This is a genomic window from Mucilaginibacter sp. A5337, from assembly GCF_059690695.1.
Window position 1 is genome coordinate 487,724 of sequence record NZ_JCAWEC010000005.1, and the last position, 18,138, is coordinate 505,861.

The 18,138-nt window shown below is 41.6% G+C and carries 15 protein-coding genes; 10 read left to right on the forward strand and 5 right to left on the reverse strand.

The features are described from left to right. Positions 1-184: 184 nt before the first annotated feature. The gene (gene glmM, locus AC59JO_RS19260; RefSeq protein WP_497307258.1) at positions 185-1,576 is read left to right on the forward strand and encodes a phosphoglucosamine mutase; all 1,392 of its coding nucleotides are present in this window, start codon (positions 185-187) and stop codon (positions 1,574-1,576) included. A 123-nt stretch (positions 1,577-1,699) separates the two neighbouring features. After that, positions 1,700-2,836, forward strand: a complete 1,137-nt coding sequence (locus tag AC59JO_RS19265; RefSeq protein WP_413667515.1) for a cysteine desulfurase family protein — start codon at positions 1,700-1,702, stop codon at positions 2,834-2,836. Positions 2,837-2,947: 111 nt separating this feature from the next. On the opposite strand, the gene rpoN is transcribed toward AC59JO_RS19265, so the two are convergent. After that, positions 2,948-4,423, reverse strand: a complete 1,476-nt coding sequence (gene rpoN / locus AC59JO_RS19270) for an RNA polymerase factor sigma-54 (protein WP_413667516.1) — start codon at positions 4,421-4,423, stop codon at positions 2,948-2,950. A gap of 176 nt (positions 4,424-4,599) precedes the next feature. Here rpoN and mscL point away from each other — a divergent pair, with 176 nt between their 5' ends. Further along, positions 4,600-5,004 (forward strand): large-conductance mechanosensitive channel protein MscL, encoded by a 405-nt coding sequence (gene mscL / locus AC59JO_RS19275; RefSeq protein ID WP_413667517.1) that lies wholly within the window; start codon positions 4,600-4,602, stop codon positions 5,002-5,004. A gap of 77 nt (positions 5,005-5,081) precedes the next feature. Here the strand turns inward: mscL and AC59JO_RS19280 are convergent, their stop codons facing one another. After that, on the reverse strand, positions 5,082-5,960 hold the full coding sequence (locus AC59JO_RS19280) for a ChaN family lipoprotein (RefSeq protein WP_497307261.1): 879 nt from the start codon (positions 5,958-5,960) through the stop codon (positions 5,082-5,084). 369 nt (positions 5,961-6,329) lie between these two features. On the opposite strand from AC59JO_RS19280, the gene AC59JO_RS19285 reads away from it, so the two are divergent. The 5 genes from AC59JO_RS19285 (at position 6,330) to tsaB (ending at position 8,910) form a co-directional block, all read left to right on the forward strand. Further along, positions 6,330-6,902 carry an ankyrin repeat domain-containing protein gene (locus tag AC59JO_RS19285; RefSeq protein ID WP_497307263.1) on the forward strand — a complete coding sequence of 191 codons (573 nt, stop codon included), beginning with the start codon at positions 6,330-6,332 and terminating at the stop codon, positions 6,900-6,902. A gap of 407 nt (positions 6,903-7,309) precedes the next feature. Continuing rightward, positions 7,310-7,468, forward strand: a complete 159-nt coding sequence (rpmH, locus tag AC59JO_RS19290) for a 50S ribosomal protein L34 (protein ID WP_083878950.1) — start codon at positions 7,310-7,312, stop codon at positions 7,466-7,468. 77 nt (positions 7,469-7,545) lie between these two features. Next, the gene (locus tag AC59JO_RS19295) at positions 7,546-7,953 is read left to right on the forward strand and encodes a ribonuclease P protein component (RefSeq protein WP_413667520.1); all 408 of its coding nucleotides are present in this window, start codon (positions 7,546-7,548) and stop codon (positions 7,951-7,953) included. Between the two features lie 12 nt (positions 7,954-7,965). Further along, entirely contained in the window at positions 7,966-8,208 is a 243-nt protein-coding gene (gene yidD, locus AC59JO_RS19300) for a membrane protein insertion efficiency factor YidD (protein ID WP_091211634.1), read from the forward strand. A 9-nt stretch (positions 8,209-8,217) separates the two neighbouring features. Next, positions 8,218-8,910, forward strand: a complete 693-nt coding sequence (tsaB, locus tag AC59JO_RS19305) for a tRNA (adenosine(37)-N6)-threonylcarbamoyltransferase complex dimerization subunit type 1 TsaB (RefSeq protein WP_413667521.1) — start codon at positions 8,218-8,220, stop codon at positions 8,908-8,910. On the opposite strand, the gene AC59JO_RS19310 is transcribed toward tsaB, so the two are convergent. Together AC59JO_RS19310 and AC59JO_RS19315 are read right to left on the reverse strand one after the other, a co-directional pair. Next, on the reverse strand, positions 8,907-10,358 hold the full coding sequence (locus tag AC59JO_RS19310; protein WP_413667522.1) for a DUF5723 family protein: 1,452 nt from the start codon (positions 10,356-10,358) through the stop codon (positions 8,907-8,909). The genes tsaB and AC59JO_RS19310 overlap by 4 nt on opposite strands. Before the next feature lie 133 nt (positions 10,359-10,491). Beyond that, positions 10,492-12,081: a hypothetical protein gene (locus tag AC59JO_RS19315; RefSeq protein WP_413667523.1), complete on the reverse strand. Its 1,590-nt coding sequence runs from the start codon at positions 12,079-12,081 to the stop codon at positions 10,492-10,494. Positions 12,082-12,167: 86 nt separating this feature from the next. Between AC59JO_RS19315 and AC59JO_RS19320 the strand changes: the two genes are divergently transcribed. Together AC59JO_RS19320 and priA are read left to right on the forward strand one after the other, a co-directional pair. Next, on the forward strand, positions 12,168-12,557 hold the full coding sequence (locus AC59JO_RS19320; RefSeq protein ID WP_497307266.1) for a DUF423 domain-containing protein: 390 nt from the start codon (positions 12,168-12,170) through the stop codon (positions 12,555-12,557). A 6-nt stretch (positions 12,558-12,563) separates the two neighbouring features. After that, positions 12,564-15,053 (forward strand): replication restart helicase PriA, encoded by a 2,490-nt coding sequence (priA, locus tag AC59JO_RS19325; RefSeq protein ID WP_497307268.1) that lies wholly within the window; start codon positions 12,564-12,566, stop codon positions 15,051-15,053. Between the two features lie 141 nt (positions 15,054-15,194). On the opposite strand, the gene AC59JO_RS19330 is transcribed toward priA, so the two are convergent. Next, entirely contained in the window at positions 15,195-18,005 is a 2,811-nt protein-coding gene (locus AC59JO_RS19330; RefSeq protein WP_497307270.1) for a S9 family peptidase, read from the reverse strand. Positions 18,006-18,138: the final 133 nt, after the last annotated feature.

Genomic DNA, 18,138 nt, shown 5'->3' on the forward strand with positions numbered 1-18,138 from the left:
AGGTCATGTATTATCTCGTTAAGCATAAAATAATGCGTTGGAATGACAATTGAAACAGCGATATTCAGCGGCAATAAATGATAAACTAACCAAAAGCTTGTGTGCAAGCGTTTGCGCAATTACTTAAAACAATATCAATTGTATCTTATATTTTTTACTTTTACCACACCAAAAACATCGCATTTTGACTTTAATTAAATCTATTTCAGGTATACGCGGCACAATAGGTGGCGCTGTTGGCGACGGTTTAACCCCGCTTGATATTGTAAAATTTACTTCGGCCTACGGTTCATGGGCTGTAAAGAAATCAGGGATTAAAAAGATTGTAGTTGGCCGTGATGCCCGTTTATCGGGTGCCATGGTGAATAACCTGGTTATTGGTACACTACAGGGTTTGGGTATTGATGTTGTTGATCTTGGTTTATCAACCACACCAACTGTTGAGGTTGCCGTTACCGGCGAAAAGGCTGCCGGGGGTATTATCCTTACTGCAAGTCATAACCCCAAACAATGGAATGCCCTTAAGCTCCTGAACGCCAATGGCGAATTTATAAGTGATGCAGATGGCAAAGAGGTACTTGAAATTGCCGAGAACAGTGATTTTAAATATGCCGATGTAAATGATCTGGGTAAAGTTACCCACGATGATACCTGGCTGCAAAAACATGTTGACCTTGTATTGGCGTTACCGCTGGTTGATGTTGAAGCCATAAAAAAAGCCGACTTTAAAGTAGTAATAGATTGTGTAAACTCTACAGGCGGCATTTTTGTGCCTGCCTTGTTGAAAGCTTTAGGTGTTGAAACTGTTCACGAATTATATTGTGAACCAGATGGGAATTTTCCTCGCAACCCTGAGCCACTTCCCGAAAACCTGATAGCCTTATCAAAAGAGGTAGTGAGCAAACGTGCAGATTTAGGCATAGCCGTTGACCCTGATGTTGACCGCCTTTGCTTTGTTTGTGAAGATGGAAATATGTTTGGCGAAGAATATACGTTGGTTGCTGTGGCCGATTACGTGTTAAAAAACAATGTTGGCAATACCGTTTCTAATCTTTCATCAACCCGTGCACTGCGCGATGTTACTGAGAAGGCAGGCGGCGAGTACCATGCTGCTGCGGTAGGAGAGGTGAATGTTGTAAACCAGATGAAGGCGGTTAACGCTATTATCGGCGGTGAAGGTAATGGTGGGGTTATCTACCCTGAATCACATTACGGTCGTGATGCTTTAGTTGGTATAGCTTTGTTTTTAACCCACCTGGCTAAATATGGCAAGTCGGTTTCAAGTTTGCGTGCGTCATATCCGGGTTATTTTATTTCAAAAAACAAGATCACTTTAACGCCCGAAATGGATATAGACGCCCTTTTGAGCAAGGTGGAACAGAAATACAGCAAACAGCCTCATTCAACAATTGACGGCTTAAAAATAGAATTTGATAAAGAATGGGTACATTTGCGGAGGTCAAACACCGAGCCCATTATCAGGATCTACTCCGAAGGCAATTCTGAAACCGTGGCAAACGGTTTGGCCAATAAGATCATCGCTGATATTAAGGAGATCTTACAACTGAAAGGTTAATTTTTACTGGTATTAAAAAATAACAGGCAACCGGCGGTAAATACCGTTGGTTGCTTGCTTGTATAATAATACCGGGCATATGTTTTAAAGTTACTGATCCATTAATTTATAAATTTTAAAAGAATGCGCGTTTATTTTGATAATGCCGCCACTACACCGCTTGACCCTGATGTGATGAAGGAGATGTACAAGGTGATGGAAAACCAGTTTGGTAATCCGTCGTCAATACATGCCCATGGCAGGGAAGCACGTACTTTAATTGAGCGTTCGCGTAAAACCATTGCGGGTTTATTGCATACCTCGCCGGCCGAAATCTTTTTTACATCAAGCGGTACCGAGGCTGATAATACGGCCATCAGGTGTGGTATCATTGATCATAACATTACTCATGCCATCACCAGTCATACCGAGCATCACGCAGTGCTCCATACACTGGAAGCCATGGAGAAATCAGGTTTGATCAAACTGAGTTTTGTAAATATTGATAGTAAGGGCACAATTGATTACGATCACCTGGAGACATTATTGAAAGAAAATGAACGCAGTTTTGTTTCATTAATGCATGCCAACAACGAAATAGGTACGTTATCAGATATGGAACGCGTGGGCGATCTTTGTGAAACATACAACGCTATTTATCATTGTGATACTGTGCAAACCATGGGGCATTACCCGCATGATCTGAGCAAACTTAAAGCTCATTTCCTCGTTTGCGCTGCTCATAAGTTGCATGGCCCTAAAGGAGTTGGTTTCCTGCACATCAATCATAAAATAAAGATAAAGCCGTTTATTTATGGCGGAGCCCAGGAGCGCAATATGCGCGGAGGTACCGAAAATATTTACGGTATAGTTGGATTAGCTAAATCGCTTGAATTGGCTTACAGTGAAATGGGGCAGCACCAAAGTCATATCCAGGGCTTAAAATCTTATATGATGGAACAATTGACAGCCAATGTTCCCGGTGTAAGTTTTAACGGTGAAACCGATGCTGACAAAAGTTTATATACGGTATTGAACGTTTCGTTCCCTGAAATGGAAATGAGTGATATGCTGTTATTTAACCTTGATATCGCCGGCATTTCGGCTTCGGGTGGCAGCGCTTGCAGCTCGGGCAGTGATATTGGCTCGCATGTGTTGACTGCTATCGGCGCAAGCTCATCAAGGCCATCGGTACGTTTCTCATTTTCAAAGTACAACACTAAAGAAGAAGTTGATTTTGTAGTAGCCAAAGTTCGCGAACTTTGCGCTGTTAATGTATAAGCTTAAAAGCACTGCCATTAAAAAAAGCCTTAAGAATTGATTTCTTAAGGCTTTTTCCTTTTTTGCGAAAGTGACAAAGATTAACTAATCCCTAACCTCCAACCTGTACAACTACAATTCCTTCCTTAACCGTGCTACCGGGATATTCATTTGCTCGCGGTATTTGGCTACGGTACGGCGGGCTATGTTATAGCCGGCATCTTTAAGGATTTCGGTTAATTTTTCGTCGGCCAGCGGATGGCGTTTATCTTCTTTGCCGATATGCTCCTCCAGGATCTTTTTAACCTCTTTGTTGGATACTTCTTCGCCGCTTTCGGTTTGGATGGCCTCAGAGAAGAATGATTTTAACAGGAAGGTGCCAAACTCAGTTTGTACATATTTAGAGTTGGCTACGCGTGATACTGTTGAAATATCCATGCCGATACGATCGGCAATGTCTTTCAGGATCATCGGTTTCAGGTTTTTATCATCGCCTGTAAGGAAAAACTCATATTGGTATTGCATAATGGCATTCATGGTTTTAAGCAGCGTTTGCTGGCGCTGTTTAATAGCATCAATGAACCATTTGGCCGAATCGAGCTTTTGTTTCACAAACTGAACAGCTTCTTTTAATTTTTTATCTTTTTGCGAAGCCTTATCATAGTGTTGAAACATTTCCTGGTATGAACGGCTTACCCTAAGCTCAGGTGCGTTTTTAGAGTTTAGCGTAAGGATAAGAGTGCCATCATTGTTGGTGATATGAAAATCAGGGATCACCTGCATTTGCTTGGTGTTGATCTCGTTTGAGTCGCCGGGTTTGGGGTTAAGTTTCAGTATCTCATTAACCACAGCACGCAACTCAGTTGAGTTCATGTTTAGCGATTTTTCAAGCTTATCGTAATGTTTACGGGTAAACTCATCTAAATAGTGCTCAACAACCTGTATTGCTTTTTTGATGATAGGATCGTTCACATCTTTTTTACGAAGCTGGATCAACAGGCATTCCTGTAAGCTGCGTGCGCCTACGCCCGGCGGGTCAAAGCCTTGTATCACTTTCAACATATCCTCAACCTCATCGTCTTCGGCCAATACGTTTTGTGAAAATGCAAGATCATCGGTAAGCGACATGATAGGGCGGCGCAGATAGCCGTCATCGTCAAGACTACCTATGATCTGTTTGCCAATCATGAAATCTTTATCGCTCAGGGGCAACAGATCTAACTGGGCTTGCAGACTTTCAAAAAAAGAACTTTGTACAGCAATTGGAATTTCTTTCCGCTCATCCTCGTCATCGCCGTTTTGATCATAGCGCGAGCCATAATCATTAAGGTTATCTTCCTGCAGGTAGTCGTCTATATTAAATTCATCCATCTCGCCTTTTTCCTCGTCGTTGTTGAAGTTGTCGTCGTCGGGATCGCGGTCTGGATATTGTTCTTCGGGTTCGTTCAGGTTGGTAAGGCTCAGATCTTCAAGCGCCGGATTTTCTTCCAGTTCTTCTTTTATCCGGGTATCAAGGGAAACAGTAGGTACCTGCAGCAGTTTTATAAATTGTATTTGCTGCGGCGAAAGTTTTTGTAAAAGTTTTTGTTGAAGGTTCTGTTTAAGCATATTTAAGATGTAGCCAAAAATACATCAAATTAATATTAACTAAAAATTACTTGAGGCATCTGCCTTAAAGTTGTTAAATGTTTTAGGCATGTCAATTGTTTTGCTCGCAACAAAAAAACTATATAAATAAATTGTTTGTGTAATATTATTAACTTTAAGTAACCAAACTTTAATTTATGGCAATAGGAAAAGAGTTTAAAGAATTCGCAATGCGGGGCAACGTGGTTGACCTTGCTGTAGGTGTTATCATCGGTGCTGCCTTCGGTAAAATTGTTACATCGTTAGTAAATGATATCATTATGCCGCCAATAGGTATGTTAACCGGTGGCATTGATTTTAAAGATCTTAAATATGTACTTAAGCCCGCGGTTGATAAAACTCCGGAAACGGCTATCAATTATGGTTTGTTTATCAATAACATAATTGATTTTATCATTGTGGCGTTCTGTATCTTTTTAATTGTAAAAGGTATCAACTCGATGAAGAAAAAAGAAGAAGCTGCCCCGGCTGCTCCGCCCGAACCAACTAAGGAGGAAGTATTACTTACCGAAATCCGCGATTTACTGGCTAAGAAAGCTTAATAGTTCATGGATCATAGTTCATGGATCATAGTTTTTTCCTTAATAGCTATGATCTGTGAACTATCAACTATGATCTATCAAAAGGTTTTTGGCAGCTTTGGATCGGTTAAAATAACGTAGTCGGCCATGCCGGCGAATTTACTCCAGTTGGGATTGTCAAAACTATCATCTGCGTATGTGGCTATGTTAAGTACACGCAGTTTGGGTGCATATTTTTTGAGTTGTGCCACAGCACCAAGTTTCTCCTCGCTGTGAAATCCGCCATTTAGTTGTAGTACTTTAAAACTCGAGTGACTTTTCATGAATTTTGCTATCGACCACCCCATCGTAGCATCCCATAAATTTTGCGACTGATAGATCTGCATGCCAGGCATGGATGCGTGGCCTCCCATTATTTTAGCAAATTTATCATAATAGGCTCCTGTTGCGGTATCAATAGGTAGCGGTGCGAGATAGCTTTTGGCCTGAGCGTCAAGCTGCTTTAAAATATCAAGGCCACCGCGCGTAACCATATTGGTATAGCGGGTAGGTGCGTTGGCGGCTATTACAGGCAGATGGTTGCTTTTAGCCAGCTCAACCATTGGTTTGTAATCCTTGTAGTTGGGCCAGGTACGAGCATCTGTAATCAGGTTTTTTTCGCGGATAAGCCCAGCAAGGTATTCATTTAACACAAGCTGGCAGTCGGTTTGAAACATCTCCATTGACAGTGCGGTTTTTTGCGGATATTTTTCGGACAGTTTTTTTAATAAGCTCAGTTCAAGATAATGTGCTGTTGAATCATTATGCTCTTCGCCAAAGAAAAGAACATCTGCGTTAGCCATATCATTGACTATATCATCTTCCGAAATTATCTTTTGTGCCGATGTACTGTAAATTTTATAATGGCTTACAGGTAAGTCCTGGGCAATACCTGCAGTTGACAGGCCTGCTAATAATATGGAGAGGATTAATTTCATTTTTCGTAATAAAACGGGTGAATTTACGCGCTGATTTGTGCTTAGAGCTATTTTGTTTAATCTTTTTAAGGCTGTAGTGTCATTCAAATGTCAGCTAATATTCTTTAAAGATTTAGGTGGCTAAACTAATAATTAACTCACTTTTTAACTGTTTGTTTAGCGGTTTAAATACCGGTAATTTTTTCAGTTCATTTCGTTCATTTTTTCTGAAAATTATGATGTTATAAATTTAAATGCTAAGAAAACGGTCATTTTTTCAATGGTTTTTGTTCTTGCCCTGAAGTTATTCAGTTAAAATTACGGTAATGTTTTTTTTGTTAATTGCGAAGATTTATTAACCGGCTTATGCCACTAAACAATTGATTATTAATGAAAAAGAAACTTACCCTGTTGTTCCTGATGCTTTCATGTTCGCTGCCAATCTTCGCTCAAAACATTTTTACAGCAATCCAGGCCAATGATACCCCCGGGGTTAAATTTTTGCTGAGCAAGAGTGCTAATGTAAATGTGAAAGACGAAAATGGCGATAGCCCCCTGATCGTTGCAGTTAAAAACAACCAAAGCAGAATGGTGAACCTGGTATTACAGGCTGATGTTAAGGTAGATTATAAAGATAAAGAGGGCAATACCGCTTTAATGATTGCCGGCAAAAACGGCAATGCCGAAATTATTGATCAGTTGCTGCATTATTACCCTAATATCAATATCCGTAATAGCAATGGTGCTACTGCTTTAATGTTAGCCGTTAATGAAGGTAATGCCGGCATAGTAAAGAGCCTGCTTGAACATGGTGCAAGTGTTAAAATAAAGGATAAGCAAAATAAAACAGCTGCTGACTATGTTAAGGATGCCGGCAAAGATGAAATGCTATCATTACTGAATACTTACCCGGTTACTGCCAGTCTTAAAAATAGCGGCTCATACGCTATTCCGTTTCAATAATTATGCTTCGACGAGCTACCTATGATAAGTTGTAGAATCCAGACTTACGAAGTTTTTAAAACTTCGTAAGTCTTTTCGCTTGCCATTTTACACCCAGACTTTAACTCTACCCATGACAACTTAAAAAGGGTGTCATATTGAGCTTGTCGAAGTATAGCGGGTTGGGACTCTACGCACGAGTCATCGATAGGCCCAGACTGACAGGCAGTGTAGTTAGCCGGGATTTGTTTACCAGTTGAAAATATCGCAGATCAATTAGTTATTGTCAATAAAAAACTGCTAATTTGCTGTTATTGGGCATGTGTGCTCATGTTATAATAAATCAGAAAAATAGTATTTGAATTATTAAATAAAATAACTACATTTGCGCTCTTGTTTAAAAAAGACGAATAGAATAAAATATAGCCATGAAAAGAACGTTTCAGCCTTCTCAAAGAAAAAGAAGAAATAAACACGGTTTCCGTGAACGCATGTCAACTGCTAACGGTAGGAGAGTATTAGCAGCCAGAAGAGCTAAAGGCAGAAAAAGATTAACCGTTTCTGACGAAGGCAGGCACAAAGCATAATTGAGGTTGCCCTGCCCTTATTTATAAGGGTTTGGAACCGCTTATCTGCTTTATCCTTCGGTTCAAAAATGGCAACAATGTATACTTTTAAAAAAGAAGAACGGTTATGTAACAAGAGGCTTATCGATAAGCTTTTTCATAACGGTTCTTCTTTTTTATGTTATCCCTTCCGGGTATCCTGGCTTGTTAATCCCGAGCCTCAGCTTCACCCTGCACAAATTCTTTTTTCTGTACCCAAAAAGCGTTACAAGCACGCTGTCGACCGTAATTTAGCGAAAAGATTAATGCGGGAGGCTTACAGGTTGCATAAACAACAACATCTTTATGATATCCTGCAGCAAACAGATAAGAGGATAATTGTTTCGGTAGGATATGTTGGTAAGGAAGTCGAACCGTACCTTTTCATCGAAAAAAAGATGCTGAAGATGCTTACCCAGCTTGGTAACGAATTAGCGGCAGCTTCGGTACAGGTTCCGGCTAATTAACATGGCAGGGTTATGGATTTAATTGTCAGGTTTTTAAAAACGATAGTCGGGTGGATCTTCATTATCCTGATTAAGTTTTACCAGTATTTTATATCACCGCTTTCGGCTGCATCATGCCGGTACACACCTACCTGCTCGCAATACGGTGTTGAAGCTATCAAGAAGCATGGCGCTTTTAAAGGTGGTTGGTTAACCATAAAACGCATAGCAAGTTGTAATCCCTGGGGCGGTCATGGGCATGATCCCGTACCTTAAATTTGTAATATGAGTCTGATACTTCAAATAGAAACAGCAACAACATCTTGTTCGGTAGCCCTTGCCCGTGTTGGTGAGGTTTTGGATTTTAAGGAAATAAATGCCCGTAATATTCATGCCGAGGTTATTACAATTTACATAAACGAACTGCTGAATAATACAGGGATAAGTTATAATGATCTTGATGCTATTGCTGTAAGCAGTGGCCCCGGTTCTTATACCGGTTTGCGGATAGGCGTGTCTACCGCTAAAGGCTTATGTTTTGCTTTGGATAAACCCCTGATAGCTATTGAAACCCTTGAGGCTATGGCTGACGGCGTTATTAATAACCCCGGCTTTTTCGCTGATGACAAAACGTTGCTATGCCCAATGATTGATGCGCGCCGGATGGAGGTTTATACCGCCTTATTTGACGCATCGGGTAACAGGGTACGTGAAACCGCAGCTGATATTATTGATGAAAACAGCTTTGCTGATTATCTGTTGCATCACAAAATCATCTTTTTTGGCGATGGCGCCGAAAAGTGTAAAGACGTATTAAGCAATAATGCTAATGCGATGTTTTTAGATGATTTTGCCAATTCGGCAATTTACCTTACCGAAAGGGCTGCTCAAAAATTTGCCGATGGTAATTTTGAGGATGTAGCTTATTACGAACCTTATTATCTCAAAGATTTTATAGCCGGAAAAAAAACACTTTAATTATTGGTTTTAAAGATCCGGCCAAATAAACGGCCAAAGAAACCTTTTTCACCCATAGGGATGTAGCTTGAATTCATGGGGTGCTCAATTACCCGCCCAAATTTAAGTGAAAAACCCAGGAATACATCAGCTCCGGTATAGTTGCCCACGCGATTTATTTGATTAGTATTGCCCAAAGCTGCAAAGGCAAAACGGCCGCTGTTCAGTAACCGTTCGGAGCCGATAAAAAATTCGGCATTGGGTGATTTTACCATAATTTGCGCACCGAGATTAAAGAATTTATAATCATCATAGGTTGCCGATAAGGTAGCTACGAGGTTGTTTTTTTGTATAGAGTTAACCAATGCGCCTGTAAAACCGGTGTCAAACATTTCTTTTTGGGCTACAACAGTTGGAAAATACCTGAATGTTTTTTCATCATCAAGCCAATAGCTTTTAGATACGCTCAGCTCGGCTTTGGCATTGGTTTTTGTGCTAAAAGACGTAACCATGCCATTGCCTCTAACTAAAGCATAAACCGCATTGTAGATATTTTCTTCCCTGTGTTGGGAGGTGATATCGGCTATATTGGTTGTATTATCAAAATCAGTAATGGTTGAACGTTTATTCCAGTGAATAAAACCCAGGTCTTTTATATTGCCTTGTATAAGTATGCCATCTTCGGTTCGATAAGTAGCACCCATAGATATCGAAGCGCCCGGATTGCGAAGCGTTGGTAAAAAATCACGACCATCCAGGCGGCCGGGCACATAGCTTCTGTAATAACGCCCCTTCATATAAACGTCGGCATTGTCGTTGTTTGGGTCAACCGGATCCCTGTTAATTTGCAGGCTCGACTCGTCCACATCAATTTTATTATATTGAACACCTGAAAGGTAACTTAGCTTAAAACCTATTGCCAATTGTTTGTTAATCTGTTCGCGATAAGAATAACTTAACTGATCATACATCTGCAACTTGTAATGATTGTTAAATATATTATTGTAGTTGTTGTAGGCGAAATTTGAGGGGCCATCAAGAAAAGCTACTGATTCGTCAGTAGCGAGAGCTTTGCCTTCCACTCTTGTTTGGGCCGAAAAACCCATTTCCACATTCCCGTTCAGGCTTGTAAAAAACTTAAGCATTATTAAATAAGCATTGGCATTAACATTAAAATGGTTAAGCGCATTTTTGCCAATGTGCAGCGATGAAGTATTATAGTACGCAGGTTTTCCAAACGCGCGGCTTTTAAGCGGCCGCTGAATATCGCCGGTTAAAAAAAGATTGGCGTCAAAATTAGGTATCAAAAAGTTGAACGCTACTGCCCTGCTCGAATCCGGGATAAAGGACCTTTGTGACGGGTTTTCAAAAGAATCATACAGCGTGCCCGTATTGTATTGCGAAAATTGTTGAGCCGATACAGATAAAGAACAAAGGGTTAAAAAGAGAATAGTAAAGATCTTATTCATATTATAGCTCACACACCTCCACTCCGGATTATTAAAAAAAGCCAAAGTTGATGCCGGTAAAGTTTATTACAAATTTCTATTTGTATTGTTCTACGAAATCGGCCGGGTATTGTTGTGTAAACACACAACAAATTTATTTTTTTAGTGAGCTGGTGTCGGGAGCGTTCAGGCGCATGCAGAAATTGGTGTAAAAATTCTTATCAGAAGCAGTGAGCTGAAAAGCTGCGCTATAATAGTCTTTCCAACCGGGGCTGTTATTTTCAAAAGCGTCGTAAAAAGGTTTTTTTAAATCGCGCTTTAATACAGGCTGCATGTTTTTAAAGTTGATAAAGTACGCTACGTTACTTCTTTCGGCCAGTAAATTATCAAATTGTGTATACTGATCTGTTTTGCCGATGAATTTCCGGTTAAAGTAGGTATCGTTATAACTCTCCAGTTCGGATACTGATGTAGCAAGAATAAGATAGTTGTCGATAATCATAAAGTACGGCTTCCTGAAAACGCTGAAAGCATCACCCAATAAAAAGAAAGGCAGCTTTTCATAATTAAACTGGCCAACCTTATCGGTCACCATATTGCTGATATTCATCATCAGCGGAAACAGCCTTGAGCCATCCTTAACAGATATAATGGCGAATTTTTCAAAATAGCGCGTTGTAACTATCGCAAACTCGTTACCAAGCAGCTTTTCAAATTCCGGTTTTATAAACAGGCCCGCTTCTGATTTTACTTTGGCTAAAAGTTCGTTTTTTTCCTTGCTTACACCTGCTTTATCATGCCATTGCGAAAGATCGGCCTCGAATTTTTTAGGGTCCGAAACAGCAAAACTGATGCTATAGGCCGTAGTGGCCGGGAAAATGTCTTTCAAATGGTTCTCAACCGGTTGCTGGGTCGAATAGATGTTCAAATAGCTGGTAGCATTATTTTGCTTAGTTGTAAAGCCGTTAAACATCAACGCGTCGCTTTTATAATTCAGGTTTAATGCGGCGTAAGCCGGTAGCATCCGGAAACTCTTAAAAAGATCGGTAGTTTTATTAATGAACAACTGATCAAAAAGCGGGTTAAGCTGGTTATAGTTGATATAAAGGTTTGCCAGCGAATTGGCGTTTTGCTGCTCGGGCAGCGGTACAAAGCCATTTTGGCCTTTATCCTGTTGGTATATGGCGCTATGGTCGACCAAATCTTTTGAAAAGCTGCCCGAAAATATATTGTCGCCTGTTTTTATGATGTAGAAATGTTTGTTTAACGGTTTGACGAAAATATTATACCCCTGGCTTGCGGCTATCTGCATCGGTGCTATTTGTAAACTGTTTTTGGCCACGCCGGTTAAGTTATTAAACATGGCTGCCGAAAAGTTTTTTGATGCCGAGGTAGTTACAAGCAGGTCAACATCGTCGGTATGCGTTGGGTGAATAGAGATAAAAATGTTTTGACCGCTAAAAAACTGGCTGAGCTGCGGAGAAGCTATAAGCAACTTGCGTAATGTATCAAGCTCGCTTAATTTATCATGCCCGGCAAACGCACTGAGGAGTTTGTTACCTGCAAAAATCTCATAAAATCCTTTTTCGTTAGTAAACTCAAATACCGCAACGGCATTATCAGGAATAGCATGCATAACCTGCCCGGTACGCACTCCCGGCGGACTCAAATTTTTAAAATATAACACCGTTACAAGCACGGTAGCTATAATTAAAAATATAGTGGTTACTATCAGTCGTTTCATAGCAGGGGTGTGCAGCAAATATAGAATTTTACCCCACGGCGTTAAAGTAATACTTTCAATTGGTTAACTTAGCTTTTTATATCTGCATGAACAAACAAATAATTATTACTGCTTCGTTTTTAGGTATGCTGGCCGTTATAACCGGCGCTTTTGGCGCACATGGATTAAAAGCTGTGTTAACGCCTTCACAGCTTGAGGTTTGGCATACCGCTGTTCAATATAATTTTTACCATGTTTTTGCCTTGCTATTCCTGGCTGCCTTTGCAGGTAACAGGGACGGAGGGCTGATATCTGCCGCGCATTACCTTTTTACTTTTGGCATCATCCTTTTTTCAGGGTCGTTATACCTGCTTTCATGCCGTGATTTGCTTGGCTGGAACTGGCTTGTATTTATGGGGCCAATTACACCTGTTGGTGGTTTATTGTTCATACTGGGTTGGCTGATGCTGGCCTTAGCTGCTATCCGCAACAAATAATAATACATGTTAGAGTTTGCCGAAATTGAACATACCGACCGCGAAACACTTTTTGCCGAAGTGATTTTGCCCCTGGCTATTTCAAAAAACTATACTTACCGGATACCTTACGAGCAAAACAATGCTATTGCTATAGGCAAAAGAGTGGTGGTGCAGTTTGGCAAAAGCAAACTGTATACAGCTATTGTTAAGGAGATTGGCAAACTGGCGCCTGAAAAGTATGAGGCCAAATACATCATCGAAATATTGGATGACCGCCCAGTTGTGACCCCACAACAGCTTGAGTTTTGGCAGTGGCTGGCCGATTACTACATGTGCAATATAGGCGAGGTGATGAATGCTGCGCTACCATCGGCATTAAAGCTGGCAAGCGAAACCCGTATCGTGCTTAACCGTGAATACGAGATAGATAAAGCTACACTTCATGATAAGGAGTTTTTAATTGTTGAGGCCCTTGAAATTCAGCCAGAGCTTACTATTAGCGATATTACCAAGCTGTTGGGGCAAAAAACTGTAATGCCGATATTGAAGCTGATGTTTGAGAAAAATATCATCAATATATCCGAAGAAGTTAGTGAACGCTACAAGCCACGTAAGCGCACATTCATTACCCTTAACCCGGTTTACAATAATCAGGATAATCTACGGGAGCTATTCCCGATATTGGAAAAACGTGCGCCTAAACAGGCCGATGCTTTACTGGCTTATATCAAACTGTCCCGTCATTCAAAAAATATCACCAAAAACGAACTTATTGAAGAGAGCGGGGCGGGCGAATCAAGTATTAAATCGCTCATTGAAAAAGAAATCTTTTTTTCGGAAGATAGGAGCGTTAGCCGTTTGCATTTTGAAGGAGAAGAGGGCGAAGGAAATAACTTCGAGTTGAGCGAGCAGCAAACCGGGGTGCTTCAAAGCATTCGTGAGCAGTTTAAAGAGAAAGATGTGGCCCTGTTACATGGTGTAACCTCATCGGGCAAAACACAGTTGTATGTAAGGCTGATAGAAGAGATTGTACGCAATGGTAAACAGGTGCTTTACCTGCTGCCCGAAATTGCGCTCACAACGCATATCATCGAACGTCTCAGGGCATATTTTGGTGCTGACATTGGCGTTTATCATTCCCGCTTTAATGATAATGAGCGGGTAGAAGTTTGGCAAAAAGTTTTAAGCGGAGAGTACAAGATTGTGCTTGGTGCCCGTTCGTCGGTGTTTTTACCGTTTGCTGATCTGGGCCTGATCATTGTTGATGAAGAACATGAAACCTCTTACAAGCAATTTGACCCGGCGCCGCGCTATAATGCACGTGATGCAGCCATTTTTTTAGCCAACATGCACCAGGGTAAAGTGCTGCTGGGTTCGGCTACGCCCTCTTTTGAAAGCTACTACAATGCCCGCACACATAAATACGGTTTTGCCGAATTAACTGAACGCTTCGGAGGCGTTGAACTGCCTGATGTGCAGGTGGTAAGCATCGCGCATGAAACCAAACAGAAAACTATCCAGTCGCACTTTACCAGTGTGTTGATGGAGGGGATAAAACAGGCGCTTGAAAATAAAGAGCAGGTGATTTTGTTTCAAAACCGCCGTGGCTATGCACCTATCCTGATGTGTAAAGTTTGTGCTTACACGCCTAAATGTATCAATTGTGATGTAAGCCTAACCTATCATAAAAGCAGCGGCAAACTGCATTGCCATTACTGTGGCTATAAGGAAGACACACCATCCATTTGCCCGGCCTGTGGCTCAACCCATTTGGAATACAAAGGCTTCGGCACCGAAAAAATAGAGGACGAGCTGAGCGTTTTATTGCCCGAAGCCCGGATTGCCCGTATGGATTTGGATACCACACGGTCAAGAAACTCCCTACAGACTATCCTTAATGATCTGGAAGAAAAACGGATAGATATTTTGGTTGGCACCCAGATGGTAGCCAAAGGGCTCGACTTTTCTGATGTGACGCTCATTGGGATTATTAATGCGGATAGCTTGCTGAAATTCCCGGATTACAGGGCTAACGAACGCGGGTACCAACTCCTGTCGCAGGTGAGCGGCAGGGCAGGACGAAGGGGCAAACAGGGTAAAGTAGTAGTGCAAACCTATGATATTTACCACCGGGTATTAAAACAGGTAATTGACAACAATTACGCCGATCTTTATTTTACGGAGATGGAAGAGCGGAAAAGCTTTAAATACCCGCCATTCTATCGTATCATCAACCTTGATATCAAACATAAAAATCCGGATGTGCTTTATAACCAGGCCGAATATCTCGGCGCACGCCTCCGGGAGCATTTTGGCGAACGGGTGATAGGCCCGGAGCAGCCGCTCATCAGCAGGATCCGTAATTACTACATCAAAAGCATCATGCTTAAGTTTGAGAAGGATGGCATCTCCATCGTAAAAGCAAAATCTGTTTTACGGGATGTGATCACTCAATATTATACAACCAAGCTTAGCACCGGCAGTATTGTACAGCCCGATATTGATCCGTATTGAAGCGTTTAATCAGAAGCTTGTCGAAGCCATGTCATTGCGAGCGTAGCGCGGCAATCTCGTAGCCAATGCATATTCGATCTGCATAGCTACGAGATTGCTTCGTCGTTCTTCCTCGCAATGACATGTAGAGGAGAGATGTAATTACTTTTCCAATTCCAATCCCCAATCTTTTCCTTTATCTACTGCAGGCACACCTTTATCCATCCAAACAGGCATTGGGGCACCTTTTAAAAAGTGATCGAAAAATTGCTGCTCGCGGATAGTAATATCTTTCTTGTTTTGGCGTAGAACAAGGTTGTGGGCTTCGCCATTATATTGCAACAGCCAAACGGGCTTGCCTAAGCGGCGTAGTGCCGTAAACATTTCAATGCCCTGGTACCATGGCACGGCCCCGTCTGCATCGTTGCTCATGATCATAACTGGCGTTTTTACTTTAGGCAGCTGAAATAGGGGCGAATTTTCGATATATAGTTCCGGCTTTTCCCAAAGCGTTGCACCAATACGGCTTTGCGATTTTTCATATTGAAATTGCCTGTTCAAGCCAGATTCCCACCTGATACCGCCATAGGCCGAAGTCATATTGGCTACCGGTGCGCCAGCCCATGCCGCTGCGTACATATTAGTTTGGGTAATAAGATATGCCACCTGGTAGCCGCCCCAGCTTTGGCCCTGTATGCCGATATGCGCTGCGTCAACCCAAGCGTTTTTCTTTAGTGATTCAACGCCCGAATTAATAAACTCAACTGCCGAAGCTCCCGGATGCCCGGTTTGATAACTGATATCCGGCGCGAAAACCAGGTAACCATTACTTACGAAAAATGAAATAGGTAGTCGGGATGGTGTGGGGGCAGGGGGAATATAATTATAAAGCCCGTCGGATAGCTTTTCATAAAAATAAACCACCATTGGGTACTTCTTAGCCGGGTCAAAATCTTCGGGCTTATACAGGATTCCCTTTGATTGATAACCTTTAGGTGTTGTCCACCTTACCAGTTCGGCAGTACCCCAGTTGTATTCGCTTTGCTGTGCGTTAATGCTGCTTAGTTTGATTTCTTTCTTCAAATCAGAAGAAAGGTAGAGATCAGGCGACTGTTTATAGCTTGCTTTGGTATAAATATAAGCATCGACATTTTTAGCTTTCAATAGGTTATCATAGCGCATCGGGGCCATGACGATCTTTTCGGGTTGATCGTTTGCTTCAGGGAATTTTCGAAAATATCCCCATTGTTTGGTTTCCTCATTTTGGGTAAGAAGCCACATCGGTTTTTTTACCGGGATAAATTTCTGCTCCGGATCAGTTTGATCATACCTGATGATGAACTTGTTTTTACGACCGATGCCTTTAGTAAAATTGAACGCATCGCCCGTTTCGGGATCAAAACGCCATATATCGTACCTGTCGTAAATAAATACGGCTTTGTCGCCCGCAGTCCAGCCTGCTAAACCATATGGTGAGGCGTATCCCGGTACATCGTTTAGCTCATCGCCCATTTTAGTGCCTGCTGCCTTGCTCAGGTTTATTTTTTGCCCTGTAGCAATGGTATAACAATACCAGGCTTGGTCTTTCATATCAAACCAAAGCACATAATTGCCATGCGGTGAAATATAATAACGCCCTATGGAAGCGTTGACAAGCCTGTGGTTGCCGCTTTTGGTATCAATTAAAATAGCCTGTTGTTTGGTACTGCCTTCCCACTGTGCGGCTACGCGGGCACCAGTATCCGTAACCCCTAAAACATAGCGTGCATCCTTGTTTTCGGCAGTTAATATCTCGGGAATGGCCTTATTGCCTAACTGAACGGTTTTGGTATTTGATTCCTCGGGCTTAATGACCGCAAGGTAGCTTCGCTTTAACTCGGTTTGCAGGTTTTTAAGCTGTTGTGGCTGCAAATAATCGTCTTTGTAGTTCCAGATATCCAGTTTGGCAACCTCAAAATCAACCAGGGTAGTATCTGCGGGTTTCGGGATGGGGGCAGTGCCAAAGAAAAGGTTGTTGCCACTTTTGCTGAAGCTTACTTTGCCATCACCGCTTACTGCCCAGTTATTGGGAATTCCGGCCGTGCCTGCTGATGCAATAACATCCGCACTATCTTTTGTTGTATTATAGTAATAAAGTTTAAAAGGTTTTACTAATACTTTTTCCTGATTCTTTTCAGCGGTAAATGCAATCTGTCTGCCGGCATCATCAATGCTGATATTATGATAATTGCCCCGGCCGGTACTCAACCGTTTAACTGTGTTTTTCTCAACTTCAAATAAATACAAGCCGGATGTAACCTCTTTTTGCTTGGCTGGTGCCGTTACCGCAAATGCAACCCATTTTCCATTTTTACTTACCTGGTATTCGGTAACATATTTGAAAGTTCGTTGGGTGCCGGTGTTTAGTTTTCTAATAGTTAAATCGGCGCCATCGTGGGTAGGAGGGGCAACGGTTACTGCAATAGCTTTTTTTGACGTATCGCTGGTAACGGGCTTTTTAACAGTATCAGCAGCTGCCAGATAAGCAACAACCGGCGCGTTCTCTGCTATTTTAAAGGAACGTATGGCCGCAACTTTGGTTATCGATGATGATCCCAAAGTAATTATGCCTAAGGTGTCTTTTGGAAAATCGGATTGTTTTTTCTTTTTGATTTTAGCCTGCCTTGTTTCCTGGTAAAACGGCCGGATGAGGCATACGGCAAACTTTGAATCTCCGGTTATTTTTACCGTATCAGCGCGGGGTATTTTTACTAAGGTTGTGTTTTTGCTGGTTTTGATAACAAGCTCTGCATCTCCCTGTTGTGGTTTTATTACATAACCTATCCATTTACCATCATTGCTGATGCGTTGACCCGCTATGCTTTGCCATCCATCAAAAACAGAATGATCTAAGGGTTTTTTAGGGGATTTTTGAGCAGATACATGAACCCCAATAGCCAATAACAGGCAAGCTGATAGTAAAAGTTTACGCATACAGGAAAGATGTCAAAACCTAAATATGCTGAAAACTTACGGCTTAATGAAATAAGCTACGGGAAAGTTACATTGAGGCGAAAGGCGAAAGGTAAAAGGTTGTTTTATATTCCTATTTAACATAATGCCTTTC